General features: G+C 42.2%; 19 protein-coding genes. 4 read left to right on the top strand and 15 right to left on the bottom strand.

Going from position 1 to position 25433, the window contains the following annotated elements; all coding sequences use genetic code 11:
* Positions 1-112: 112 nt before the first annotated feature.
* From FHW89_RS13770 to FHW89_RS13760, 3 genes are read left to right on the top strand one after another with little or no spacing between them, the layout of a single operon-like run.
* On the top strand, positions 113-1897 hold the full coding sequence (locus tag FHW89_RS13770; protein ID WP_172335628.1) for a S9 family peptidase: 1785 nt from the start codon (positions 113-115) through the stop codon (positions 1895-1897).
* A gap of 8 nt (positions 1898-1905) precedes the next feature.
* Positions 1906-3549 (top strand): sensor histidine kinase KdpD, encoded by a 1644-nt coding sequence (locus tag FHW89_RS13765; protein WP_172335627.1) that lies wholly within the window; start codon positions 1906-1908, stop codon positions 3547-3549.
* A 3-nt stretch (positions 3550-3552) separates the two neighbouring features.
* Entirely contained in the window at positions 3553-4245 is a 693-nt protein-coding gene (locus FHW89_RS13760) for a response regulator transcription factor (RefSeq protein WP_172335626.1), read from the top strand.
* A 175-nt stretch (positions 4246-4420) separates the two neighbouring features.
* Here the strand turns inward: FHW89_RS13760 and FHW89_RS13755 are convergent, their stop codons facing one another.
* From FHW89_RS13755 to FHW89_RS13730, 6 genes are all read right to left on the bottom strand, one after another.
* The gene (locus FHW89_RS13755) at positions 4421-5053 is read right to left on the bottom strand and encodes a class I SAM-dependent methyltransferase (RefSeq protein WP_172335625.1); all 633 of its coding nucleotides are present in this window, start codon (positions 5051-5053) and stop codon (positions 4421-4423) included.
* Positions 5054-5059: 6 nt separating this feature from the next.
* Complete coding sequence (locus FHW89_RS13750; protein WP_253952232.1) at positions 5060-5944, bottom strand: hypothetical protein; 885 nt, start codon at positions 5942-5944, stop codon at positions 5060-5062.
* A 32-nt stretch (positions 5945-5976) separates the two neighbouring features.
* The gene (locus FHW89_RS13745; protein ID WP_172335624.1) at positions 5977-7254 is read right to left on the bottom strand and encodes a metallophosphoesterase; all 1278 of its coding nucleotides are present in this window, start codon (positions 7252-7254) and stop codon (positions 5977-5979) included.
* 117 nt (positions 7255-7371) lie between these two features.
* Entirely contained in the window at positions 7372-8877 is a 1506-nt protein-coding gene (locus FHW89_RS13740) for a sigma 54-interacting transcriptional regulator (protein WP_172335623.1), read from the bottom strand.
* A 46-nt stretch (positions 8878-8923) separates the two neighbouring features.
* Positions 8924-10021, bottom strand: coding sequence for a VWA domain-containing protein (locus FHW89_RS13735; RefSeq protein ID WP_166091302.1), 1098 nt, complete (start codon positions 10019-10021; stop codon positions 8924-8926).
* 243 nt (positions 10022-10264) lie between these two features.
* Positions 10265-11143 (bottom strand): carbohydrate kinase, encoded by an 879-nt coding sequence (locus FHW89_RS13730; RefSeq protein WP_172335622.1) that lies wholly within the window; start codon positions 11141-11143, stop codon positions 10265-10267.
* Positions 11144-11332: 189 nt separating this feature from the next.
* Here FHW89_RS13730 and FHW89_RS13725 point away from each other — a divergent pair, with 189 nt between their 5' ends.
* Entirely contained in the window at positions 11333-11752 is a 420-nt protein-coding gene (locus FHW89_RS13725) for a DUF4440 domain-containing protein (RefSeq protein WP_172335621.1), read from the top strand.
* Between the two features lie 90 nt (positions 11753-11842).
* On the opposite strand, the gene FHW89_RS13720 is transcribed toward FHW89_RS13725, so the two are convergent.
* The 9 genes from FHW89_RS13720 to FHW89_RS13680 form a co-directional block, all read right to left on the bottom strand.
* Entirely contained in the window at positions 11843-12724 is an 882-nt protein-coding gene (locus FHW89_RS13720) for a cupin-like domain-containing protein (RefSeq protein WP_172335620.1), read from the bottom strand.
* 123 nt (positions 12725-12847) lie between these two features.
* On the bottom strand, positions 12848-13726 hold the full coding sequence (locus tag FHW89_RS13715; RefSeq protein WP_172335619.1) for a cupin-like domain-containing protein: 879 nt from the start codon (positions 13724-13726) through the stop codon (positions 12848-12850).
* A 193-nt stretch (positions 13727-13919) separates the two neighbouring features.
* Complete coding sequence (locus FHW89_RS13710; RefSeq protein ID WP_172335618.1) at positions 13920-14468, bottom strand: fasciclin domain-containing protein; 549 nt, start codon at positions 14466-14468, stop codon at positions 13920-13922.
* Between the two features lie 211 nt (positions 14469-14679).
* Positions 14680-15801 carry a radical SAM family heme chaperone HemW gene (gene hemW, locus FHW89_RS13705; protein WP_172335617.1) on the bottom strand — a complete coding sequence of 374 codons (1122 nt, stop codon included), beginning with the start codon at positions 15799-15801 and terminating at the stop codon, positions 14680-14682.
* A 79-nt stretch (positions 15802-15880) separates the two neighbouring features.
* Positions 15881-17227: an MATE family efflux transporter gene (locus FHW89_RS13700; RefSeq protein ID WP_172335616.1), complete on the bottom strand. Its 1347-nt coding sequence runs from the start codon at positions 17225-17227 to the stop codon at positions 15881-15883.
* Positions 17228-17307: 80 nt separating this feature from the next.
* On the bottom strand, positions 17308-18597 hold the full coding sequence (locus FHW89_RS13695) for a lysine N(6)-hydroxylase/L-ornithine N(5)-oxygenase family protein (RefSeq protein ID WP_172335615.1): 1290 nt from the start codon (positions 18595-18597) through the stop codon (positions 17308-17310).
* Between the two features lie 128 nt (positions 18598-18725).
* A complete protein-coding gene (locus FHW89_RS13690) occupies positions 18726-21167 on the bottom strand; it encodes a GNAT family N-acetyltransferase (RefSeq protein ID WP_172335614.1) in 2442 nt (813 codons plus the stop codon).
* Positions 21139-22668, bottom strand: coding sequence for an aspartate aminotransferase family protein (locus FHW89_RS13685; RefSeq protein WP_172335613.1), 1530 nt, complete (start codon positions 22666-22668; stop codon positions 21139-21141). The genes FHW89_RS13690 and FHW89_RS13685 overlap by 29 nt, the downstream gene beginning before the upstream one ends.
* Positions 22669-22777: 109 nt before the next feature.
* The gene (locus tag FHW89_RS13680; protein ID WP_172335612.1) at positions 22778-25369 is read right to left on the bottom strand and encodes a TonB-dependent receptor; all 2592 of its coding nucleotides are present in this window, start codon (positions 25367-25369) and stop codon (positions 22778-22780) included.
* Positions 25370-25433: the final 64 nt, after the last annotated feature.

The raw sequence follows: 25433 nt of genomic DNA, 5'->3' as shown, positions 1-25433 counted from the left end.
GTTGGGCCGATTGAGACATCTATTGTTAATTGTTTTTATACTAACCTTATATTCCTGCAAGAATAAAGCGAGGCAAATTCCTATTGCCGATTTTTTTAAAGCGCCGGAAAAGATGTTTTATAAACTATCGCCCGATGGTAAGTATGTATCCTATCTAAAATCATACAGGGAAAAGAGGAACCTTTTTGTGCAATCGCTAAGCGACGGTAAGGAGCATATGATAACCTCTTTTGATGATTTTTCCGTACGCCCCGATTATTTCTGGACCTATAATGATCAATTGGTATTCAGCCATGAAGCTATCGATTTCGACAGTTTCAAAATGTACGCTATCGATGTGGATTCGCTTAAATTGCGCACGGTGCTCAGCTTAAACAGGGTAAAGGTGGGCATGCTTAACCGCAGCAGGAGTGAACCCAATGTGATCACCATTAAAATGAATAAACGCGACCCTGCGAATTTTGATATCTATCGCCTCAATATAAAAACAGGTGAGCTGAAACCTTACCTGATCAATCCCGGTAACCTAACGGAATGGTTCCCTGATGCTGATGGCAAAATACGTCTGGTTAAATCATCAGATGGGGTAAATGAAACCATATCATACCGACCCAGTGATGATACTCCATTTAAACCGATCATTGAGAATAACTTTAAAAACTCCGTAAAGCCAATTGCCTTTACGGGAGTGAAAAACTATTTCTATGCCCTGTCAAACGTTAATCGTGATAAAACGGCTTTGGTAGAGATTAATGCTGAAGACGGTAAGGAGCAAAAAACAATTTTTAGCTGCGGCAAGGCCGATATATTGAATGTAGAATATTCCAGGAACAAGCACAGGGCTGAATTTGCCTCCTGGGAAGATTCAATACCACATAAACATTTTCTGATACCCGCTGTTGAGCAAATATATAATAGCTTATTGCAGCGGCCGGAACTCAAAGGCAATGAAATAAGGGTGATAGATAGGGACAGTGCCGAAAATAAATTTATCCTGAATACTTATACCGACCGTAACCCGGGATCCTTTTATCTGTATGAAAAAAGTACGGATAAACTAACCAGGCTGGGCGATGTTAATCCTGGTTTATTGCCCGAAAAACTTTGTGCCATGAAGGCAATCTCCTACAAAGCGCGTGATGGTTTGCTGCTCAACGGATATTTAACCTTACCACAGGGTAGTAAACATACCAATTTACCAGTAGTAATTATACCACATGATGAGCTTTGGCGCAACCGCGACTCCTGGGGATATGATGAACGCGTTCAGTTTTTAGCCAACAGAGGATACGCAGTATTTCAGGTTAATTATCGTGGTTCAACAGGATACGGTAAAGCCTTCCGAAGTGCAGGGTTTAAGCAGGTTGGTGGTAAAATACAGGATGATATAACCGACGGAGTGCGCTGGCTTATAGCTCAAAAAATAGCCAACCCAAAAAAGATAGCCATTTTTGGTAATGGTTTTGGTGGTTTCTCGGCATTGTACGGTATTTCATTTCATCCCGAGCTTTATAATTGCGCTGTGGTGCAAAACGGGCTTATTAACTTTTTTACTTTTATTAAGGATGCACCACCATTCTTAAAACCCTATTTAAAAATGATATATGAAATGGTTGGCAATCCCGAAACAGATGCCGATCAACTCAGAGCTATTTCGCCCGTGTTTCATACTGATAAAATAAAAGCCCCTCTAATTATTTTTCAGGGAGCTAAAGATCAACGCGCCAATATCAGTGAGCTTAACCAGTTTGTGCGCGAACTGCGTAAACGCAATGTTGATGTAAAATACTTTTTAAAACCCAATGAACGGGCTTTTTTCAGAAATGAGCATAACCGCATGGAAATGTACGCCGAGATTGAAAAATTCCTGGATTACAATATGCGGGTTAAACCTTAATACCCCTTATGCCTGTATATAAAAATGTTTACCGCAAAAGCTTTTTGCTGATCATCATATTTTTGGTGCTCATATCGGTAACTTTTGTAGTGGCTCTTTTTGTATCTTATAACTTAACGGCAAAATATGTCGAAAACGAGTTTGGTTCAAAAAAAATTGAGGTATTGGAGCAAACCATAAAGCCATATAATGATTTTTTTCAGAATAAGATACCGGAGATCACCTCATACCAGGGTTTTTTAGATTCTGTCTCGGCGGCTAAGTACGCGGCATCTGTTTTTCATGATTATGCTTTTGTGCGAAGTATTGTTTTTTATGATGTACTGATAGGAACTAAAACCCCTATCACCATCCGTAGAAACAATCTGGATATATCAGTACGGTCGATATATCAATACTGGTATAAAAAAGGGAAGGTTTTTGGGGCTAAAAGGATCAGCCCTTCTGATGAGTCGGACTTTAAGGAGATGGCAGTTAAGCTTAATAATTATATCGCTTTTTCCGATACAAGCCGGGTATCCAGTCAGGATGAACTGTTTAAAACATTTTGGGATGTAAAACCCAATAAAATCAGTTACACCAATATATTACGGCGCGAGGATATCAAAATATACCGCGACTTACAGCAACGCAATACCGTTAAGGCATCGTACAAACAAAATATGATGAGCTTTCATCTCGATCCGTACCGGTTAAAAATAAAGAACACAAGACATGAACTGTATCAGAATGTATCCATACAGCCTGTTGTTTATGATCCTGTGGACAGCGAAGGAGATAAGCTGATAACCGAAGTTTCGTTCCCGGGCTCGTTTTCCGATTATAAGCTGTATTTCAGTTCAGAGCGAGGTTACCTGGCCAATGAAATTAACCGGCGATTTATGCCCATAGGCGCAGTGGTGCTGTTGATATCGCTTTTTCTGGTACTTATCGGCTGGCTTATTTACCGCAACCTTAATGTCAACATCAAGCTGTTTAAGTTACAGTATGACTTTATCAATAACTTCACCCATGAATTTAAGACACCGGTAAGCGTTATAAAAATAGCGGGCTCCAACCTGCGTGGCGACGGAGAGCTTACCGAAAGACAGCGTAAGCATTATGGCAAAATACTGGATGAAGAGGCGGATAAGCTCAATGATTTGATGAATAAACTCTTGTCATTTACCCAACTGGAGAATAAGTCCATCACGCTCAAAAAGGAAGAAATAGTTGTAGAGGATTTTGTAGGCCGATACACCGAGACCTTTAAAATAAAATATCCCGACTTTAAATTGAGTTGTAAAATAAACGGAGTACAAACCTTTTATACCGACCCTGTTTTGTTGGGCAGTGTGTTTCAAAACCTTATCGAAAATGCTTATAAGTACTCCCATCCGCAAAAAAAAGAACTGAACATCAATATTATGCATAAAAAGGGTGATATTGTATTTTCATTTGTTGACCGGGGGATAGGTATACCTAAAGAAGAGCTGAATAATATATTTAAAAAATTTTACAGGATAGAGAATCAGTATAACCAAAACGGAAGCGTTGGCCTGGGTTTGGCATTTTGTAAAGAACTGGTTAATTTTATGGATGGCGATATCATAGTTCACAGTAAAGTTAATGAGGGTTCGGAATTTATAGTTACGCTTCCATATGAAAATTAAAATATGAACAAAGAAATTAAAATCGCGCTGGTTGAAGATGATGAAAACCTGCGTTTCCTGGTAGCAGAGCGTTTGCAATCAGAAGGATATAAAGTATTGGAAGCTGATAATGGCGACGATGCCGAAAATATTATTCTGGACGAGCAACCGGATATCGTGTTGTTGGATTGGATGCTGCCCGGTAAACCCGGATCGCAAGTGTGTAGCAATATCAGGGAAAAGGGATATGATAAGTTGATTATCATGATGACGGCCAAAGCCCAGGATGTGGACAAAATAGAGGCGTATAATTTTGGTGTATCCGATTATATTACCAAGCCATTTAATATGGATGTGCTGGTAGCTATGATCGACAATAAGATCAAATTCTCCCTTAACAGCGAAAAAACAGAATCATACCGTTTTGCCAATATGGAGCATTTGCCCAATACGCACCTCCTGATCAGAGATAACCGCAAAATTGAACTAACCATACTGGAGAACCGGATATTGCTTTACTTTCTGAAAAATAAAAACAAGGTAATCAATCGCGAAGAACTGATGATGGAAGTTTGGGGTTATAATGCCGATGTAAATACACGCACCCTGGACATGCACATTGTACGCTTACGTAAAAAGATCGAAACCAATGCCGATTCGCCGCAATACCTGCAAACCGTAAGAGGAATAGGCTACAAGTTTGTATATAATCAATAGTACCCCCAACCTCCTAAAGGGGGGCTTATGTGCTAATTAGTGGGTTTACATGTAAACCATGTTATTTAGTTCTTCGGAGTTTCTTTACAAGGATCTTGGGAACTTTACGCCTTTGGGTAATTCTGTGCGGCCTAGAATGCTAAGTGCTAATAAAAGATAACTCGTTGTCCCCCCTTTAGGGGATTACGAGATTTCTTCTATACACGCTGGCCACTATAAAATTATTAAAAAAAGTCTTTTCATCTACCATGGTATAGTTATCAGTGGTAAAACAACTTTTTATCTCTGGTAATTTACTTGCCTCAATGCCGCAGATCAGCCGGAAAAAAACAAACATGCTTTTCAATAAAAACCGCTGCCACCACCTGCCGGTAAGTTGAAAATCGGCATTAAGCCAAAGACCCTGTGGCTTTAGCAAGGCATGGATATGGGTAAATACGATACGTAAAGTTTGCTCGGTGAAATTGTCGAACAGAAAAGGGGTTATCACCGCATCAAAACCGGGTGCTAAGTTTACCTGTTCAATTGCATTTTGAACATAAATTACTGTATTACCGCCAATGTCTCTTTTTTTTGATAAAGCCATCATCGCTGGTGCTACCTCCACATAAGTGATATATAGGCCGGATGAGTGTATTTTTGTAAGTTCTTCCAATATCCATCCGGTACCGCCACCCACAATAAGTACCCGGGAGCCCGGCTCAATAAAACTAAGCAGATATAGCTGGGCGCTCACCAGGGCATTACCATATACCAGGCGCGAAAGGCGGTCATAGAACCAGGCTGAATTGTTGAAGCTAGCCGCCATAATTATTTAATGGCCAAAAGCAAAATGGAATGCCATCAATATCACATATTGTAATATGAGCACCCCATCCATATAAAAGAAATAGTAGTACTCATTCTTTTCCCAGGCCGATTTGAATATGAGCCAACCTGTTAATATTACAGTGAAGGTTAGCGCCCAAAAATCGGTACTAAAACCATTATTCCTGAAAAGGAATAGCAAAACAACATAACCAGCTAGCAGAACCTGGCAAAATATATAGGCCTTTTTTTCGCCCAAGGCAACGGGAATGGTTTTAAGACCCTGTTGGCGGTCGTCAAACAGATCGCGGATATCAAAGGGGATAGTAAGCGCGCCGATAAACAAAAAGCGTTTGGCTATTAGTATGGTAATATTGTGCATGGAGATATCATTGGTATGCAGGTGTAATATCTCCAGTACGGGGAATAATACACAGCTTAATGTCCATACCAGGGTGATTAGGAATGGTTTTAAACCGGGTATATTGCGTAACCCAAACTTATGATCGCCAATAGTGAAAAGCGGCAGGCCATAGCTAAAAGACAGCCCCCCCAAAAAAATAAGCAGGATTTTTGATTCTGTAGTGATTAAGAAAAACAGAGGGATTAGGGACAGCAGGGATACAATGGTAAAGGTTACCATAAGCCGGTAATGCCCAAAAAACCAGCGTACGCGTTTATAGGATGAAGTTTCCGGGTGCTTGGGGCGTGTAATAAGGATACAAAAATTGTAAATGCCCAGGGTTGATGTAAACAGCAGTCCTAAAACCGGAAACATTGGTTTTTCGCCGATGAGTTGGAAAGTGAGCAAAGCCTGGGCGACAGCGCAAAGCGACATGAAAATATTACTGAACAGCAGAAAATCAAAAACAGGTTGAAATATTTTTTTCATTTGTTATGAATGTCCGCCTGCATTTTGATCTGTTATGATCGGTATCCCGAAGGGTCCTGGCCGGCTTTTAATGTAAATATCGTAATCTCCGGTAATATTCCAACTCTACCGGCTAATCCAACAAAACCGTATCCTACGTTTACATATAGCTGTTGTTTGCCTTCCTGGTACAGGCCTGCCCATTCTTTATAAATATACTCTATGGGGCTCCATTGCAAATGTTCGGTACGAACGCCAAACTGCATGCCATGGGTATGGCCCGAAAACATAGCATCTATTTGTGGGTACTGCGGCAGCACTTCTCCGCGCCAATGCGAGGGATCATGAGACAATAATAGTTTTACCGGTAAATCATCGGTATTTTTAGTGGCCAGATCCATGCGGCCATATTTGGGAAAAATACTCAGCTCGCCCCAGTTCTCAACTCCTAAAATGCCTATTTCTTCGCCATCTACTTTTAATCGGCGGTGTTCGTTAAGCAACAGGTCCCAGCCCATACTTTTATGAGTGGCTATCAGATACTCATGATCTTTCTTTTTATCAGCGAGGGAAGGCCATTTTCCATAATCACCATAATCATGGTTGCCGAGCGAACTATACACGCCGAGCGGTGCTTTTACTTTAGCGAAAATATCCCGGTAATGGATCATTTCGTTGGCCTGCCCGTTTACCAGGTCGCCCGTGAAAAATATCAGATCGGCTTTTTCTTTAAGCAGCATTTCCACACCACCCAATACCGCTTTTTTATTGTAAAAGCTGCCCGAGTGTATATCTGATATTTGACCCAACTTGATGCCGTCAAAAGCCTTAGGCAAATTGGGCAGGTACATGGTTTGATATTTTACATGATAATCATACAATCCTTTAGGCATACTGATCCTGATAGCCGCCAGCGGAATGGAACCAGCTAATAAACCGGCCTTCATCAGGAATTCTGAACGGGGGATGGCATGTTCCTTTGGTGGTATGCTGATGTCTTCAGGTTTTCTTTTTAGTCGATCCCGTCTCAAAATCAGCATTCGTCGCAGATCATCGATCATCAAGAAGGGTAAAAAAGATATTTTACCTAAGAAGATCAGGAAAAATATCATCAATGTCGCGGCGCGTGCGCCCATACCCAACTTGATGTAAACAGAAAATAATAAACCGGCTATTAGTAAAACAGAAACTAACCAGTAAAAAAAAGTAAAGTCGCCCGAGTGAGGCAACTTCCATTTTTTAAAGGCGCCGCGTATGCCGTGCAATACATACAGATCAATAAGCAGCAGTATAGCAATGATGAGTATTATGTTGAGTGCCTGTTCCCTCATTTTATCTTTAGTATCAAGTAGTTAGTATCAAGTATCAGGATTTTTGACTGGTTTATGAAAAACTGAAGCTGTCGTGCTACTTGATACTAGCTACTTGATACTTAACTTTTGTTCAAATTAGTAACGATCGTCATCTAAATCCAGATCATCTTCGTCATCAGGCTGCAAATTAAACAAACTGTTGAACATATCTGAGAATGCAAAGCCATTATCCAGGAAACCTTTATTCAATTGTGAAAATTCCGACAGGCCATGCAATACAAACTCCATCAATAGTAACTGTTGATTTTCAGCAAGGCGCGGATGTGTCTTTTTAACCAGATCTTTTAAGCCTGCCACCTCATTAAGGGCTTTTTTGTAATCCTGCAGCGGCATATCATCAACCAGCGCCAGGTTATTGCCTTCGCCAAACCAGTTGATGATGCTGGCGTAAGGGTTTACACCTTTTGCTTTTTTAGCCTTTTCCGGATCAGGGAAAAACTCCAGTAAAGATGATTTGATGGCCTTACCGATAAGGATGTTGGCCACTTTACCGGGGCCTTCCAGCTCACCCTCGTATACCAGTTCTATTTTGCCGGTAATGGCTGGGATAACACCTAAAAAGTCGGTAATACGTACAAAAGTGCTGGTTTCGTTATTGATGATCATGCGGCGTTCGGCATTGCTGATCAGGTTTTCAAATGCCGAGATGGTTAAACGTGCCGATACACCCGATTTTTTATCAATATATTCGGAATTACGTGCTTCAAAAGCGATCTGCTCGACCAGGTTTTTTACCAGGCTGTCTGCCTCGATATTGGTTTTCTGCTCATCAGTAAGTGATGCTTCCTGCTGGGTGATCTTACGTGAAATTTCAACCGTGCGGGGATAATGCGTTAATATCTGGCTTTCGATCCGGTCTTTTAAAGGTGTAACAATAGAACCACGATTGGTATAATCCTCGGGGTTGGCGGTAAATACAAACTGGATATCCAGGGGCAAACGTAGTTTAAAGCCTCGTATCTGGATGTCTCTTTCCTGCAGGATATTAAATAATGATACCTGGATACGTGCCTGTAAGTCGGGAAGCTCGTTGATCACAAAGATGCCGCGGTGTGCTCGGGGGATCAATCCGAAGTGGATAACCCGCTCGTCAGAATAAGTTAATTTTAGGGTAGCTGCCTTGATAGGGTCAACATCACCAATCAGGTCGGCAACGGTAACATCGGGGGTAGCCAGCTTTTCGGTATAACGTTCCGAACGATGGATCCAGCCGATAGGGGTAGCATCGCCCAATTGAGTGATGGCGTTATGCCCATACCAAGAGATCGGGTTATACGGATCATCAAACAGGTCGGAACCCTCAATGTAAGGGATGTATTCATCTAAAAGGTTCACCAGCAAACGTGCTATGCGGGTTTTAGCCTGACCGCGTAAACCCAGTAGTAGTATATTGTGCCTGGATAGGATGGCAGTTTGCAGATCGGGTATAACAGTATCTTCAAAGCCAACAATACCTTCAAAACCACCCTCGCGTTTTTTTAATTGGGTTATGAGGTTGGCACGCAATTCATCTTTTACCGATCGGCTTTTATAATCAGTTTTTTTTAACTCACCGAGGGTTTTTATGTCTGTTTTGTTCATTCGTTCAATTGTTCATTAGTTCATTAGGGATTAGCACATCCGCCCATTAACGAACCGTTTTTCTTCTGTTCTTAATATAGTCTTCAAAAATGTATTCACCCAGGCCTGTTAATGAGCTGTAAAAAGCTTTGCCGCCGTTGGTTTCCGTAAATTTACGAACAAACTGCTGCAGGTACGGATCCTTAGCTATCATAAAAGTGGTGATGGGTATTTTTAAACGCTTGCATTGGGCTGCCATATTTAGTGTTTTATTTACCACTTTTCTGTCCAGGCCGATGCTGTTTTTATAGTACCGGGTACCTTCCTTTAAACAAGTAGGTTTACCATCGGTGATCATAAATATTTGTTTGTTATGCGTTTTGCGCCTGCGGAGCAGATCTGTCGCGAGTTCAAGTCCGGCGTAAGTGTTGGTATGATAAGGGCCAACCTGTAAATAGGGTAGATCCTGCAGGGTAATGGGCCAGGCATCGTTACCAAAAACAACAATATCCAGGGTATCTTTAGGGTATTTGGTGCGAATCAGTTCGGCCAAAGCCATAGCCACTTTTTTGGCCGGGGTTATTCTGTCTTCTCCGTACAGGATCATGGAGTGTGATATATCGATCATCAGCACCGTAGAAGTAAGGGTTTTATAATCCATTTCCTCTACTTCCAGATCGCGCTCGGTCATCATAAAATCGCCGATGCCGTGATTAACCTGTGCGTTGTGGATAGATTGGGTCATATCTATCTGATCCAAACTATCACCAAATTCAAATTCGCGGCGTTCGGCATTTTTCTCATCACCCTGACCCGATTGAGGGCTGCGGTGATTGCCTTTGCCCGATTTTTTGAGCTTGCCGAAGATTTCCTCCAGCGCCGATTGCCGGATGCTTTGTTCTGTTTTGGCGGTGATGTTGAAACCGCCGTTCTGACGATCCTCATCCAGGTAGCCTTTTTGTTTCAGTTCGTCGATAAAATCACCCATGCCATAGTCATCATTGGTGAGATTATATTGTTTATCTAATTCATTAAGCCAGGCCAAAGCTTCGCCTGCATCGCCCGAAGTATAGTTGAGCAATTCCAGGAATAATTTTAATAATTCGTCAAATCCGCCTTTAGGGATCTGGTTTGGCTTAAATTTGGAAAATCCAAAACCGCGCATATCGTGTCCTTTCTTACATAAAGAAACGGATAATTATTCTTAAAAGTTTGGATTGCCGTATACTAAAGCAAATTGTTAGGTAAGTATGACAATCTGTTAGATGTGCGGATGTGCAGATTACAGATGTGCTGATGAGCGGGCCTTTCTCCGCGTGTCATTATGAAATGATTCTTCGTTTCTCAGGATGACAATACTTAAAAGATGCTTAGAGTTTAGAATTTAGTTTTTAGAGTTTTAACGACTTTACAAATACGCCAGGCTGTTCAGTAATTCTGATGGGTAAACCGGATTAGCACCACGCTGACTGGCCACAAAGGCACCTACGGAACATGCTTTATCAACAATGGTTTGCATAGGGTGTTTAGCGAGTATACCAGCTACAAAAGTGGCCAGGAAGGCATCGCCGGCTCCTACCGAGTCGCTTACCTTTACGGGGCATCCGGGGCTTTCATAAAACTCGTGATCATGCCATACAATCGCTCCACGTTCACCACGGGTTACGCAAATGGTTTGGTTATGATATTTAGAGCGAAACTCAATGATCTGATCACGTAGTGAATCGCTACTGCCGCCTATCAAAAGGGTTGCTTCTTCTTCGTTCATTTTTACGATGTGGGCGCGGGCCGCAAGTGTTTCTATGGTAGACAGCGTATAATGCGGCGGGCGGAGGTTTACATCAAAAATTTTTAGCGCAGGTGTCTCATCGAGCAGGTTAAGCAGTGTTTCGCGGGTAGCGGTTTTGCGACAGGCAAGGCTACCATATACAATGGCTGAGGCTTTTTTGCCAGCTTCCGTTAATTCGGCAGTGGTTTGGATATTATCCCAGGATACAGGCTCTGGTATAACGTATGTAGCCTGGTTGTTTTCATCTAATTGCACAGTTACCTCACAGGTAGGTAAATCATCTTCGCGCTGAATAAGAGGAGAATTAAGACCGCTTTTTTGTAAAAAATTTACCAGGCCATCGCCGCTGTTATCCATTCCTACAGAACTTGCAAAGGCAACATTAACCCCTTGCTGTACCAGGTGCCTTGCCACATTCATGGGGGCACCACCAGCTTTTTTACCATCGCCAAAAGCATCCCACAAAACTTCGCCGAAGCTTAATACCTGATTTTCCATAAAGTTGATGTAAAGTTTGGTGTAGTATATTTCAAATATAACAGGATTTATTGATTTGAGGGATTAAACAGCTTGTCTGAACCATGATTTACCCGATTTAAGGATTCGTAGGATTTTATCGTGGTAATCCTTTAATCCCACTAATCAAGGTTCAGACAAAAAATCAGACGAAACCATTATCTTTAATTTATGAAAAAATATATTTTATCCTGCCTCCTGATCCTTGTTGCTTACCTCTCTTACGCGCAAGACAGGCAAGCTATATTAAAAGTAATGCACAATCAGGAATTGGCCTGGAACCGGGGAGATATTGATGGCTTTATGCAGGGATACTGGAAATCAGATTCATTGCTGTTTGTTGGCCAAAAAGGGCCGGTTTATGGCTGGAAAAGTACTATTGAGCGTTATAAAAAGACCTATCCTGATAAGGCAACCATGGGGCAGCTTACTTTTACTATACTACAAGTAAAAGTGCTGGATGGTACCAATGCTTTTTTATTTGGTGGCTGGAAATTGAAGCGTGATAAAGATGAGCCCGGCGGTTATTATACCCTATGGTTCAAAAAAATAAAAGGTGAGTGGAAGATTGTCTGTGATCATACCTCGTAGAGGTTGAGACGTAAACAAAAATAGCGATGATTTCAATCATCGCTATTGCATATTTTAAAAGGTACAATGTAATACGTATAACTTACAACCTTAAAAAGGTTTTCCGGCTGCCAATTCACGGTTGGCCCATTTTATGGCCAGTTCTTCGCGGAATTTGGCATATTTCTCTTTGAAGGCCATTTTCAATACGCTGTCGACTCCGCCTTTAATGGCCAGGTTATACAGGCTGGCTGCTTTACGACTAATAGAGGCATCCCAGGCCCGCAGGCTCAGGGAGTATGATCCGTCGATATATTTCATCCAGTGCCAGTAGCCGGTAGGCATAAACAGGGTATCGCCATGTTCTAAAAATACTTCAATACCTTCTACACCATCGAGGGCCGGGAATTTTTTGACATCGGGGTTTAATACATCATAATCCTCCAAAGCATAGGTAGCGTTTGGTATGCAGTATAAACGGCGTTTCCACTTGTTTTCGAACAGGATCACATGCTTGCGACCGCCAAAGTGCGTATGGAAAATGTGTGGCAAATCAATATCGTAATGTAAAAACGTAACGGAATTGGAGCCGCCGAAAAACATGGCAGGCATGCTTTCTAAAAAGCCACCCATCAGGTCTTTTGGTAAAACAATATCATCCAAAAGTTGCGGAGCTTGTTTAAAAATGTTGAAGAAAAATATCCTCAGCTCAGTGGGCTGGCTGCGAATCATATCTATATACTCATCAAAAGGCATTTCGGTTGCCGAAGAGTTGATGGGTTTTGAAGGATCGGCTTTTGAATTATCATATAGCGGCACTACCTTTTTGCCTACTACCTGCTTTAAATATTCCGGGGTCCATTTTTCGCGGGCGGGCCAGCTTTTGGTCAAGCCTTTTATAACCAACGGGCGGCGAGGATCTAAATAGTTCTTCTTAAAATCTTCAGGAGAAATATTTTCAACAGTATCAATAGGGTGGAGGATAAAACTCATATTGTATTTGCTTTCCGGCTGTTTTATTTAAATTTAATTTAACTTAAATACCGAAAAGCAAACAAAATAACGAAATAAAACCCCAAAAGGTATAAGCTTTTATGTTAAAAAGTGTAATAGATATTAAGGTTTGCCAGCTATTAATGCATTTTCAGCACGCTTGATAGCCAGTTTTTCTTTCCAGTCCATATAATCTTTCTTAAACCGGGCTTTCATCATATTATCAAACTTGCGTTGGATGGTTAAATTATACAGGCTTTTGGCTTTGATAGCCCATGATTTATCCCAGGCACGCAATGAAATGGAGAACGATCCGTCCAGATATTTCATCCAGTGCCAATACCCTGTAGGCATAAATAGAGTATCACCATGCTCCAAAATAGCTACCTGCCCCTCAATACCATCCAGAGCAGGAAATTTTTCAAAGTCGGGATTTTCTATATCATAATCCTCAAGCGCATAAGTAGCAAAGGGAATGCAATACAGTCGCTCACTCCATTTATAATCAAACAGGATCACTTTTTTGCGCCCGTTAAAATGGGTGTGGAAGATATGGGCAAGGTCGATATCATAATGTAAAAACGTAACCGAACCAGCACCCCCAAAAAACATATTAGGATATTTATCCAGGAAACCACCCATCAAATCAGTAGGTGAACGGTAATCATCCAGCAGGTTTGGCGCGTGTTTAATGGGGTCGAACAAAAATATACGAAGATCGGTAGGTTGTTTTTGTATGAGGTCGATATAATCGGCAAATTTCATTTCACTTGCCGATGCATTGATGGCTTTTGATGGATCGGCCTTTGAACTATCATACAGCGGTACGGTTTGGTCGCCAACAGTTTCCTTTAAATAATCAAAGGTCCATTTTTGCAAAGCGGGCCAGGTTTGAGTGGCTTTTCGAATAATAAGAGGTTTACGCGGATTTAAGTAATTGTTAACAAAATCGGCTCTGCTTATATTATCAACGGTATCTATGGGCGTTAGGTGTAAACTCATATTCACAATTAATTAACATGCAAAATTAATTAATTGAAAAAAACACCCAATTGTTTAACGGTTTTTTTAAAATTTTCTGACAAAAAGAAAACCCGGCATTACCGGGTTTCCTTTTTGGGTTTGCGATAAACAGTAGGCAGTTTGCAGCTTTTTTATGAGTTAGCAAACTGAAAAACTGAACACTGCAAACTACTTAATTAGGCATTAAAACTGCATTAACTACATGTATTACGCCATTGCTTTGGTTTACATCGGCAATGGTGATCCATGATTTACCACCTTTTTCATCAACCAGGTATAATTTTTTTCCTTGAGCCATAACGGTTAATGTACCACCACTTACAGTGCTCAGTTCGGCTTTACCATTCCCTTCTTTTACTTTTGCCCATAAATCGGCAGCGCTTAATTTTCCGGAAACCACATGGTAAGTTAAAATCTTAGTTAAAGCTACTTTATTTTCTGGTTTAACCAGCTTATCAACAGTACCGGCTGGTAATTTATTAAATGCTTCGTTAGTTGGTGCAAATACGGTAAATGGGCCAGCAGATGATAATGTTGGTACTAAACCTGCGGCTTTAACGGCTGCCACTAATGTGGTGTGGTCTTTTGAATTTACAGCGTTTTCAACAATATTTTTTGTTGGATACATGGCCGCGCCACCTACCATTTTTGTTTGGGCGTTGACTTTAGGCGATATGGCAGAAGCTGCTAATACTAACGCCGCGATGATCAGTTTTTTCATGATGTGATTAGTTTACAAATTGTTTTTAAATGACACCCAAAGGTGTTGGTTTGTTTTGTTTTTCAATGTAACAAAACTATCACGAGCTCTTGATAATTTTATTACGTTGATAATAGGCGCTATTTGTAAGAAGATACGGGAAGCATTCCATAACGGTTTTTGTTGACCCTATAAATTTTTACAACTTACTGATTTAAATACTATAAATTAATTAAAAAAACAGGCCAGCCGCTATGTTATCGGCATAAAGTTTACCTGTTGCAGTAAGATATAAAATATTATCCTGTTGCCTTAGCCATTCCGTATCAAAATAGGGGCGGGCAGCAATCAATAGTTGGGTTGCCGATGCTTTGGCTATGCTATTTAATTTATCCAGATCGAGCCCCCACATGGTGCGGATGGAGGTCATGATATATTCGTTCAAGCGGTTCTCTTCGGTAAGTGTTTCTGTTTCGGCAGGTAACTTACCACTTTCAATACCTTGAATATATTTGGCATTATTGGCAATATTCCATTGACGGGCTTCAGTATTATAAGAATGAGCCGATGGACCTATTCCCAGATATTTTACCCCCTGCCAATAGTTGGAATTATGCCTGGAATAATGCCCGGGTTTGCAAAAGTTCGATATCTCATAATGATCAAAGCCATGATCGGTCATGGCATCCATCAATACCGTGAATTGTGCGGCGCTTTGCTGATCATTCATAGGCTGCTGCTTTTTTCTACTGATAAAAGCAGCAAGCGCAGTTTGTGGCTCAACCGTCATGGAGTAGGAAGATACATGAGGGATGGATAGCTCAAATATTTTATCCAGGTTTTGTTTCCATTTGGTATCGGTTAATAGCGGGTAGCCGTAGATCAAGTCGGCAGTGATATTTTCAAAGCCAGCATCCTGCACTCTTTTTACAGACGCTTCAGCATGCCTGCTGCGATGGGCCCGGTTCATCCAAAGTAGGTCCTCATCAAAAAACGATTGGATTCCGATGCTAAAGCGGTTTACATCGGTTTGGCGCAATGCTTTTACTTTGGCATCATCCAAATCATCGGGATTAGCCTCCAGAGTTATCTCGGCAACGGACGATACCGTGTGCAGTTCTGTAATGGTATTGATGAGCAGGTTGATTTCATCAGCCTCCAATAAAGATGGGGTACCTCCTCCAAAATAAATGGTTTCTACAGTTTCATTATCCAGATAGTTTTTTTGGAGCTTGATTTCCTTTACCAGCGCTTGTAGCAGATCATCTTTGTATTTAAGTGAGGTGCTGAAATGGAAATCACAGTAATGACATGCCTGTTTGCAAAAAGGAATATGTATGTAGATGCCGGCCATTTGGCAAAGGTAAACACTTTGTACTAAAACCCCGGGGCGAATAAGTTTGCCCTGATTGTATTTAGGATTTAAATAACTCTCAGATTGTTTTTAAACTTGGTTTTAATACCGGCCGTTTCAACATCCAAAGGGTAATTAATATAACCAGGAGCTCAATAACCGCGCTACCCCAGAAAATACTGTTAACACCAAAAAATACCGGAAGTATCAATGTAGCCGGAAGATAAAAAAATAACTGCCTGAACATAGCCAGCTGACTCGCCTTTTTGGCCTGGTTAATAGCCGGGAAATAAGCTAGAGCCATTACAATAACTGGTAAAAATGGCAATACCGATAAATAAATGCGCAGATTTAAAATGTGCACTGCTGACAGAACCACATGCGGAACCATCCATGCCCATAATGCATTGGGAAAAAACAGCGCAACGATCCAAAATGGCAAAATGATCACAATACCTGCGGTGATGGCGATGAGCAGCGACTTTTTTGCCCTTAGCATATTGCCGGCTCCATAGTTTATGCCGGCCACAGGTTGCAGGCCCCGCATCAGGCCAAATAATGGTGTGAGCAATAGTAAATAAAAGCGATTCACAATGGTGTAAAAAAGCAGATCCTGCTGGGTGCCATACCTGGAAATGGCTTGCAATATAAGCATACTTTGTACTACTGACATGATAGAAAACAGCATTTCGGGAAAGCCCAGTGTTATTATTTTTTTGGCTACAGCTTTAGTCGGTTTTAATGAATACCATTCATCCCGGAAGGGGCTTTTATTGCGGGCAAAGTAAATGAGTCCCATGGCCGAGTAGATGAACATGGCCGTATTGGTTGCCCAGGCAGCCCCGGCTACGCCCCCGTGGAGAACAAGAATAAAAATAGGTTTTAATATAATGTCGATCAGGAGCCCGATACCTATCATACAGGCGGCTGTTTTCATCTTTCCTTCGCCCCGGATAAGCATATTGACAGAAAACCCATGGATCCAGAATACCGAACCTATGAGCGTTACCCTAAAATAACTGGCTGCTATGACAACCAGTTCGCCTTTAGCGCCCATGAGTGCAAGCAAGGCTTCGGCAAAGACATAAGCAGGGATAGCAAAGATGGCGGCGCAAACAATAGCTAATACGTTGAGGTTGCCGAACAATTGTTTAAGCTTTGCCGAATCATTAGCACCCAGCCAGATACTGAGTGCTGCCGAAGCCCCGGTACCAATCAGTCGGCCAAAGCCCATTACAATTTGCGACAGGGGATAGGCCAGGCCTACAGCAGCTAAGGCTTGCGGGCCAACCAAACGGCCAACCAGTAAGGCATCCAGAAAGTTGTTCAACCCATATAGCACAATAGCAGCTACGGCGGGCCAGGAGGTTTGCCACATGACCTTGCGCAGGTTCATGGTAAGTATAAAATCTTTACGGTTATCCATATAGATTTTGGGATTAATAAGACAGATGTAATGCGTCTCTACATTTATTTTTTGTAGAGGCACAACATGTGTCTTCTGAATTATATACTAAACTGCTGAAAAGCGATCCGCTGCTCAACCTTATAAATTTCCCGGCCGGTAACCTGGTTAATGATGCAGGAATTGCGGTAGGCGCCCATGCCCAAGTCGGGTGTTACAAAGCCGTGGGTATGCAATTCTGCATTTTGTACAAAGATCTCATCGTTATTGATATCAATACTGTAATTGCGTTTTACATCAAAAAGACCATCCTCATTAACGGCAATGCGCTGTTGAATGCTATTGATGAACGCCGGCGTATTGTACTTGTATCCTGTTGCCAGTATCACGTAATCGGCCTGGTGCGTGAAAGCTTGCTGTTGCTGTACATGGGTAAATTGCAGTTCATTTGAACCATCGGAATTTACTTTGATATTATCCAGCTGCGAATTGGGACGTAATTGAACATTTAAATGGGCACCATCAACACTCATTTCATAAAGCGTATCAAATATCTGGTTGATGAGATCGAAGTTGATGCCTTTGTACAGTGGTGGCTGTTTGGCCAATACGGCTTTACGTTTTTCTACAGGCATGTTATGAAAGTAATCCACATACTCGGGCGAAGTGAGCTCAAGAGTCAGTTTCGCATATTCCATCGGGAAAAATCGATCCGGGCGACTAAACCAGCTGAGCTGCAAGCCATCTTCAATATGAGGCAGTAGGTCCTGGAAAACCTCGGCCGCGCTTTGTCCTGATCCAATTACCGCTACCGACCTGCCTTTCAATACATCGACTTTTTTATATAGATAATTAGAAGTATGCAATATGTTTGGCGCTTCTATATCCTTCATGAAATCCGGAAAACGAGGCTCTGTACCAGTGCCCAACACAATTTTTTCGGCATAGTAAACCTCGGGTTGATTGGTTAAACTATTAATAACCTTAATTTTATAATGCTTTGCAGCCTCTAGGTATTCCACAGCCTCAACCGACCTGGAGAACAAGCAGCTGGATAATTGCGCAGCGACCCATTTGCAATAAACATTATATTCCTTACGCAGGATAAAAAAGTTTTCGCGGATAAAAAATTTGTAAAGCCGGTTGGTTTCTTTTAAAAAATTAAGGAAGCTGTATCTGCTGGTTGGGGCGGCCATGGTCACCAGGTCGGCCATAAATGGCACCTGTAAAGTAGCGTTACTGAGCATTAAACCCGGATGCCAATCAAAAGCCGGCGAACGATCCAAAAACAGGGTAGTGAGTTCGTCTATCGGCTCCGTCAAAGCGGCAAGCCCCAAATTGAAAGGGCCTATGCCAATACCGATGAGATTATATATTTTTTTCGTTTTCAATTTTTTTAGATTAAAGATTAGGGGACTGTGGGATTTTTGGACTATTTAACCATGAGACGTTCGAATTCACATATTAACTCTCATAACCCCATAATCCAAAAGTCCAAAAATCTCATAGTCCCAACGTCCTATTGTCCTGCAATCCAGATTTCTTTTGTCCCGGGATTTTTTTCCCAATACCATTCGCGATATAAAAAGGTAAGATTGGCGCTTTTATGCGGCATATCTATCACCCTTTGCTGCTGGTAACCAATTCTGTTGGCCAGCGCACGCATCGCTCTGGATTCTACCGCCGCCTCGCCTATGCATTTTCCAACCTCAGGCTGGGCAAACAAATAGTCTAAGGCTACCTGAAGCGACTGATAAGCAAACTTTTTCTCCTTTTCTGCTGGGGCCACCAGTAAGTGGGTGCCGTAATCTGTAGGCAGGCATTCGTAATAGGCACCCACCAGGTCGCGGGCCGGCCAGTAGGGTTCAAAAGTAAAGTTGGGTACACCATTTACTTCACCAATAAAACTATGGGTAGCGTCGCCGGGGATAATTGTTCTGTAAAACAATTCCAGTCCGCGTATCGGGCCATCCATTTTCCAAATGGGTTTGGCTTGTTCCTGATTAAACCATTCGTGCACCATTTCCAGGTCGCGGTCAATATCAAAGGGGCGGATGCTCAGGGTTACATCCTCCTTAGGGAAATAACGGGAGTAAACAATATCTTTTCGTTCCGGTTTGATCAAGTTTTTGCAGAAGAAAAATTTGTTGAGCGGGTTTGGATGATCTACATAAACTGCCGGATATTCCAAGGAAACATTAGCCTCGTTCATATTATGCAGACTGGTAAGCAAGTTGCCTTTCACACTCCAGTCGCGGCTGTTGATAATATAGTTCACCAGTCCGGTTTCGTCTATCGCTTCCAGGCTTTTCAGCTCTTTATAAACAATATCCAGCAGGCGTTTTTCATCGGCGAGGCCGTTCACCCCAAACGCGTTTACTACCCCCAACAGGTTATTCATCATGAGGTAATAGGTGTATTTAGGGGCGATATAATCCTCGTCGATGATTGATTTACTTTCATCAGCAATGCCCGGGATAGCCGCTAAAATATCATCAGCTTTACCCGTGCGGAAGAAAAATCCCTGGTTATCCCTGAAATAAAGCTTTGCCGGGAACAGGTTCTTGTCCAACTCCACCATCACATTCTGTTGATGAAACTCGCAGGCCAGTCCATATTTATTTAAAATGGAAACCATGGGCCTGATACAGATATGCAGGTATTGTTTAAACCAGTCTTCGGCCACGCGGGTAACCAGTTTGTTTGATTTTTGGGCGGCGGTTTTAATGATATTGGTGAGCCTTGACGGTTCGCCCAGGATGCTATCCTGACAAAGCGCGGCTATTAAGGTTACATTTTTATGCTGTGCCTCGTTCTTAAAAGGATTGCGACGGATGCTGATATTAAAACCGTTGATCACCTCTCCGTTATTATCGGTAACGGCGATAAAGGCCGGGTCGACAATAAAATCAATTTCAGGGAAATCTTTCTGCAGATTTTGCCCCCATGGAGTTTTTAACAGGCGCGAAATATCATAACCTCGGTGCAATTCGGGATACAGGTTGATACGCTCGGAGTTGGTGATCTTAACATGCAGGGAGAATTTAAACATCCAGTCACACTCTTCGTTATAAACGGTACGTACCGAAGACGTTGGTGTAAACTCAGCTCCCCAATCACCCAGACTAAACAGTTTGCCATCCTGCTGTAAAGCCAAAACATCATCCTGTTGTAGTAAATAATTCGCTTCCCATGGATGCATAGGTACTACGATAAATGTGGGGTGAGTATTTAATAATTCCATCACCCTGGCATCGTTGGCAGCAAGAGGTAATAGTTCATTTTTTAACTGAACTGATGGTAAAATATCGTCTGCGGTTTTTTGAATAACATGACTGGCATCTATCAAAAAATAATGCAGCTGGAAACGTCCCGCAGTTTCGGGCGAATACTTAAACAGGTCATCATTATTAAAACCCTGTTTCGATTTGGGTAATGGGTGTACACTATGACCTAAAATAAGCGATTGCTCAGCCCGGATAAAACCCATCTCTATGTCATTGGCATTCAAATCGTGTTTGATGAAATTTTCGAGATATTTTTCCAGGTTTTCAATGCTGTTCGACAAGCGATCCCGGGTAATATCTGCGGCTATTTCCGGATATTGTTCTTGCGCATACTGAACTATTATGCCTATCATATCAACAGGGCTCAATTCGGTGATCTCATCTGTTAACAGATCGCGTTTTACGATCGGGAAATGGAATATATGCCTGCCGCTTTCCGAATAATAATCCAGGGGTGCATATACCTCTGAACCGATAGATGAAAAATCAATACGGATATGAAAATCATACCCGGTCGACCGGAAATGAGAGGCTAATGCCTCGTCATATTTAGGTACGCCCAGGTAACGGCTCCAATTGCTAAACTCACGCAGATAACTGTTGAGCATTGCGGTGTAATTTACCTGTTCAGCCTCTTCTCTAAGGTTAATTAAACTTAATGAATTCGTTTCCATGTTTTTTGATGTTTAATAGAATGTTTTTAATATGAGCGGTAGTAGTAAGCGGATTGAGCAGCGTGAATTTGAGATAGAATTCGCCATGAACCTTGGTGCCAGCTACCAACGCGTCGCCATATTTTAAGAGCTGGGCTTTTATGTATTGGTTCATTTGGGTGAGGTTGGCCGTGTGCAAAACCGAAGGGTTATACCGGAAAACCAATGCCGATAGGTCTGAGTAATTCAGCAGGTCAAAATCACTGTCGGTGCTGATGATATGCGCCACATTTTCGGCTGTTTCAATGATCTTTTCTATGTAGCCACCTAATTTCTCCTTACCCATAATACGAAGGGTGAACCACAACTTAAGGGCATCAAAGCGGCGGGTGGTTTGGATGGATTTATTTACCTGGTTCGGAATTTCGTCTGAGTGCTGATCTTTCGGATTCAGGTAATCGGCATAATGTGTTATCAGTCCCAGGTACCGTTTGTGGTTTACCAAGAACGCGCTGCTGCTAACCGGTTGAAAAAAGGCCTTGTGATAATCGGCAGTAACGGAATTAGACATTTCTATACCGTTTAGCAAATACCGATGCTTGTTGCTGAGTAATAAACCGCAGCCATAAGCCGCATCAACATGATACCACAATTTGTATTTGGCTGCTATGTTACCTATAGCTTCCAGCGGATCAAGGTTGCCAAAATCGGTGGTGCCTGCAGTAGCTACAACAGCTATGGGGATATTGCCTTGTTTGAGCTCCCGCTGTATGGCATCTTCCAGCAAAACGGTATTCATCCGGAAGGTACGATCGGCTTTAACCTTCACTACGGCCTTTTCGCCAAGGCCCAGTATTGCGGCATTTTTCTGGATGCTGAAATGCCCTGCCTCAGAAACAAAAATCCGGAAGCGGGATGCTTCGGGTGGCAATCCGTTTTGTTTGATATTGTGCTTCAGGTATTCTACCGAATAATGATCACGGGCCAATAGTAAACCCATCATGTTGCTTTGTGAACCGCCACTGGTAAACACGCCATCGGCATGCTGATCAAAACCAATTTCGTTGCAGGTCCACTCAATCATTTTTTGCTCTATCAGCGTTCCCCCTGCGCTTTGATCCCAGGTATCCAGCGAGGAGTTGATAGCGCTGATCAATACTTCGGCAGCAATAGCTGGTATTACCACCGGGCAGTTTAAATGCGCCACATATTTGGGGTGATGGAAGGTAACCGCGTGTTTGGTGTATAATGATTCCACCTCGCTCATCAGGCTTTCATAATCGGGCAGGGGAGTGCTGAGATCTACAGATTCAAACTGCGGGCGTAATTGGGCCGCTGTTACACCGCTGAACGGTTTTTTATTATCGTGCAAAAAATTAACTACCGATTGGCTGGCCAGGCTCATGGCCTTCAGATATTCCTGGGACGAGCCTTCGTAAAATATATCTTCAAAAGACGTACCGGTGCTTAAGGCCTCTAATAGAGCCTCATCCTGATGGGGGGTGTTGGATGGTGTTATCATAGGTATCGATGTTTTTTAATTTAGTATCAAGTATTAAGATCTCTGAAACGATATGCCGTTTTAAGAAAGTCGTGATACTTGATACTAGCTACTTAATACTGTTTATATATTAATAACTGATGGTATAGGTTAAAGAAAATGTTCTGCCGCGACCGTAGTACTGGTACAGTTTGGCCGGGGCGCCGTAAAATAGAACGGAGCGTTGTCCCCAGAAGGTCAGATACTGCTTGTCCCAAAGGTTTTGGATGCCGGCAGATAAAGCGCCTAATGGTAATTTTACGTTACCTACAAGGTCAAATGTGGTAAAGCCTTTAAGCTCCAGATTTTGATAATCTTTCAGATCGAGTGAACGCACGGCTTGTAACCTCACCGAGAAATCCTGACTTTGCCAGCCTGCGAAGCTCACAAATTTGGATGGATTGGTGGTTATGATAGAATTGCGCTGATATCCTTTATCTGTCTTGATATCCGAAATAATAAACTGACCAGAAACGCCAACTATTAAGCCTTTTGGCTGCTGGCTGTAGCTTAGTTCGCCCTCAAAACCATAATTGCGCACTTTTTGATCGGTAACAGATATGGTGAAATTGCTGGTATTGATGAGGATAGCTTTATCTGATACGGAATAAAAACCTGCTATTTGGCCTTTAAAACCGCTTTCGTCACTTAGCCTGCCGCCAAGTTCATATTGGTTGGTTTTAATGCCACTTAGTGGGGCATCTTTTACGTTGATGCTATTAACCAGTTTCCAGTTATCGGCATCGCGTACATAAGAGCCGGTACCGTAATATTTGGTGGGATCTGGTACCGAAAAACCTTGTGAGTAGTTTGCCCATAGTTGAGCCTTGTTACTGAATTTATAGATCAAACTACCGTTAAATAAGGTCACATTATAGTCGTTTTTACCCCCGGGGATTTTATCTGCCGAGGTACCCACGCCGTAGTTCACAGATACCTGCTGCTGAAAGCGTACAAAATCATCAACAGTTACATTCATATGCTGCTGGCGTATCCCTCCGGAAAGGGTAAGGTTATTCACAATTTCCCAGCTGGCTTGGGCAAAGCCCGATATGCCCAATATGCGGTTTCCTGGATAACGCTCTAAAGTGCTGGCCGTTTTATTGATCAATCCACCCGAGCTATAGCTTAAGTCGGTATCAAAGAAGGCCTGTTTACCTACAAATTTTTCGTGGTCAAGATCGGCGCCGTAGGTTACTTTTACTTTGTCCCACTGTTTGGCTAAAACCGCCTTAAAGCCGTATACATCGGTGTTTTGGCGCGATGCTGCCAGTGGTAAAGGTTTTACATTACCCGGCGCAACGGTAAGATCGCGCGATTGTACGATGCCTTCCGGAAATGAGGGGCTGAAATCTAATCTTTCAGACCGTACAAAGGCCTGGAACTGAAAGCTCTGACCACCTAATATGTTACCAATACGGTATTGGCCATTGATAAATATGCGTTTACTGCGTGGCACCACATCGGCATCAAAACCTTTGCGTACATTCAATAGTGATGGATCGGGAGCTACGTTATTATTGGCATTAGCCGGTAATGCGCCTGCCAGGTTGTTCCCTAAGAATAAGCCATGATCGCTGTTGTATTTAGAATTGTAATATTGCGCATCCAGACTGATGCTCTGGTTATGTTTCAGTTTAACGTCGATATTGCCAAACAGATCAATACTGCGGTTGTATTGCAGATCGCCTTGCTTGGTATCAATAATAATCTGGTGCCCGTCGCCATCATAAGCCGCTCCATTTTGTTGATAAGCAAAGCCTAAGCGGCCTTTTACAAAATTGTTACCACCCGCGATAGACTGCGCTACGCGTAAGTCATGATCGTCGCCATGGCCTAAGCCGCTGCGCCCGCCTACTTCGGTTTGGAAAGCCAGTTTCTCTGATGTTGATTTTTTGGTTACGATGTTGATGATACCACCGGTGGCATCGCCGCCATAAACGGAGCTTGCTCCGGATAGTACTTCGATCTTTTCGATATTGAATGGATCGATAGCATCAAACTGGCGGCTGGTGTTACGGGTGCTGTTGATAGATACCCCATCAATCATCACCAATATATTTCGACCGCGGATGTTTTGCGCGTAATTGGAGCGTCCCTGGTTACCAATGTCCAGGCCCGGGATTAGGATACCCAAAGCTTCTTTAAGCGGTACACCTGCTTTGATCTGAGACTGTAGCTTGGCGCTGTCAACAATCCAAACAGTTCCTGGTATTTCGCTGATATGCTGCGGCGAGCGGGAAGAAACTACTACTACCTCATTCAGATTATTATTTAAGTTGATAGAAGTTACCGGTTTGTTATCGGTTGTTTGAATAGTGATCACACTGCCTTGTACCTTTAATTTAAGGTTGGCGCCCATTAGATCATGTAATATTTTTTTGACGGGTTGATTGGTGGCATCTACGTTTACGATCTTTTGAGCATCGAGCCTGGTATTGCTGTAGGAGATACTTACAGCTGCTTTATCGCCAATGGCCAGCAAGGCATCGGCCAAAGTAATGTTACTTAATTTAATGGTTAGGGGTTTATCAAGTACATCCTGTTGGGCAAATAAATTAGCGGTGTTAAAAAGTGTTAAAGCAATAATAAATAATACTTTAGAAGCAACTTTTAAGTGTTTGTGAGCAAAGCTGGAAGAATATTTAGTTAAATTTTTGAGGTAAGTAGGTACCTGTTTCATATTTTCGTTTAAATGTTTAATTAATTAAGGATTAGTTGAGCAAATCCCGATGTTGTAGTTTGGC

Source organism: Mucilaginibacter sp. SG564, assembly GCF_013149275.1.
Classification (GTDB): Bacteria; Bacteroidota; Bacteroidia; order Sphingobacteriales; family Sphingobacteriaceae; genus Mucilaginibacter.
The sequence above is the reverse complement of the archived record's forward strand: the minus strand, read 5'-3'. Positions and strand labels throughout refer to the sequence as shown.

Coding starts and splice junctions, on each gene's coding strand:
- hemW (WP_172335617.1), bottom strand. CDS start 15,801: ATGGCCGGCATCTACATACATATTCCTTTTTGCAAACAGGCATGTCAT.
- FHW89_RS13685 (WP_172335613.1), bottom strand. CDS start 22,668: ATGATAACACCATCCAACACCCCCCATCAGGATGAGGCTCTATTAGAG.
- FHW89_RS13760 (WP_172335626.1), top strand. CDS start 3,553: ATGAACAAAGAAATTAAAATCGCGCTGGTTGAAGATGATGAAAACCTG.
- FHW89_RS13730 (WP_172335622.1), bottom strand. CDS start 11,143: ATGGAAAATCAGGTATTAAGCTTCGGCGAAGTTTTGTGGGATGCTTTT.
- FHW89_RS13690 (WP_172335614.1), bottom strand. CDS start 21,167: ATGGAAACGAATTCATTAAGTTTAATTAACCTTAGAGAAGAGGCTGAA.
- FHW89_RS13755 (WP_172335625.1), bottom strand. CDS start 5,053: ATGGCGGCTAGCTTCAACAATTCAGCCTGGTTCTATGACCGCCTTTCG.
- FHW89_RS13735 (WP_166091302.1), bottom strand. CDS start 10,021: ATGCGCGGTTTTGGATTTTCCAAATTTAAGCCAAACCAGATCCCTAAA.
- FHW89_RS13720 (WP_172335620.1), bottom strand. CDS start 12,724: ATGAGTTTTATCCTCCACCCTATTGATACTGTTGAAAATATTTCTCCT.
- FHW89_RS13770 (WP_172335628.1), top strand. CDS start 113: ATGTTTTATAAACTATCGCCCGATGGTAAGTATGTATCCTATCTAAAA.
- FHW89_RS13765 (WP_172335627.1), top strand. CDS start 1,906: ATGCCTGTATATAAAAATGTTTACCGCAAAAGCTTTTTGCTGATCATC.
- FHW89_RS13725 (WP_172335621.1), top strand. CDS start 11,333: ATGAAAAAATATATTTTATCCTGCCTCCTGATCCTTGTTGCTTACCTC.
- FHW89_RS13715 (WP_172335619.1), bottom strand. CDS start 13,726: ATGAGTTTACACCTAACGCCCATAGATACCGTTGATAATATAAGCAGA.
- FHW89_RS13700 (WP_172335616.1), bottom strand. CDS start 17,227: ATGGATAACCGTAAAGATTTTATACTTACCATGAACCTGCGCAAGGTC.
- FHW89_RS13710 (WP_172335618.1), bottom strand. CDS start 14,468: ATGAAAAAACTGATCATCGCGGCGTTAGTATTAGCAGCTTCTGCCATA.
- FHW89_RS13750 (WP_253952232.1), bottom strand. CDS start 5,944: ATGAAAAAAATATTTCAACCTGTTTTTGATTTTCTGCTGTTCAGTAAT.
- FHW89_RS13745 (WP_172335624.1), bottom strand. CDS start 7,254: ATGAGGGAACAGGCACTCAACATAATACTCATCATTGCTATACTGCTG.
- FHW89_RS13740 (WP_172335623.1), bottom strand. CDS start 8,877: ATGAACAAAACAGACATAAAAACCCTCGGTGAGTTAAAAAAAACTGAT.
- FHW89_RS13680 (WP_172335612.1), bottom strand. CDS start 25,369: ATGAAACAGGTACCTACTTACCTCAAAAATTTAACTAAATATTCTTCC.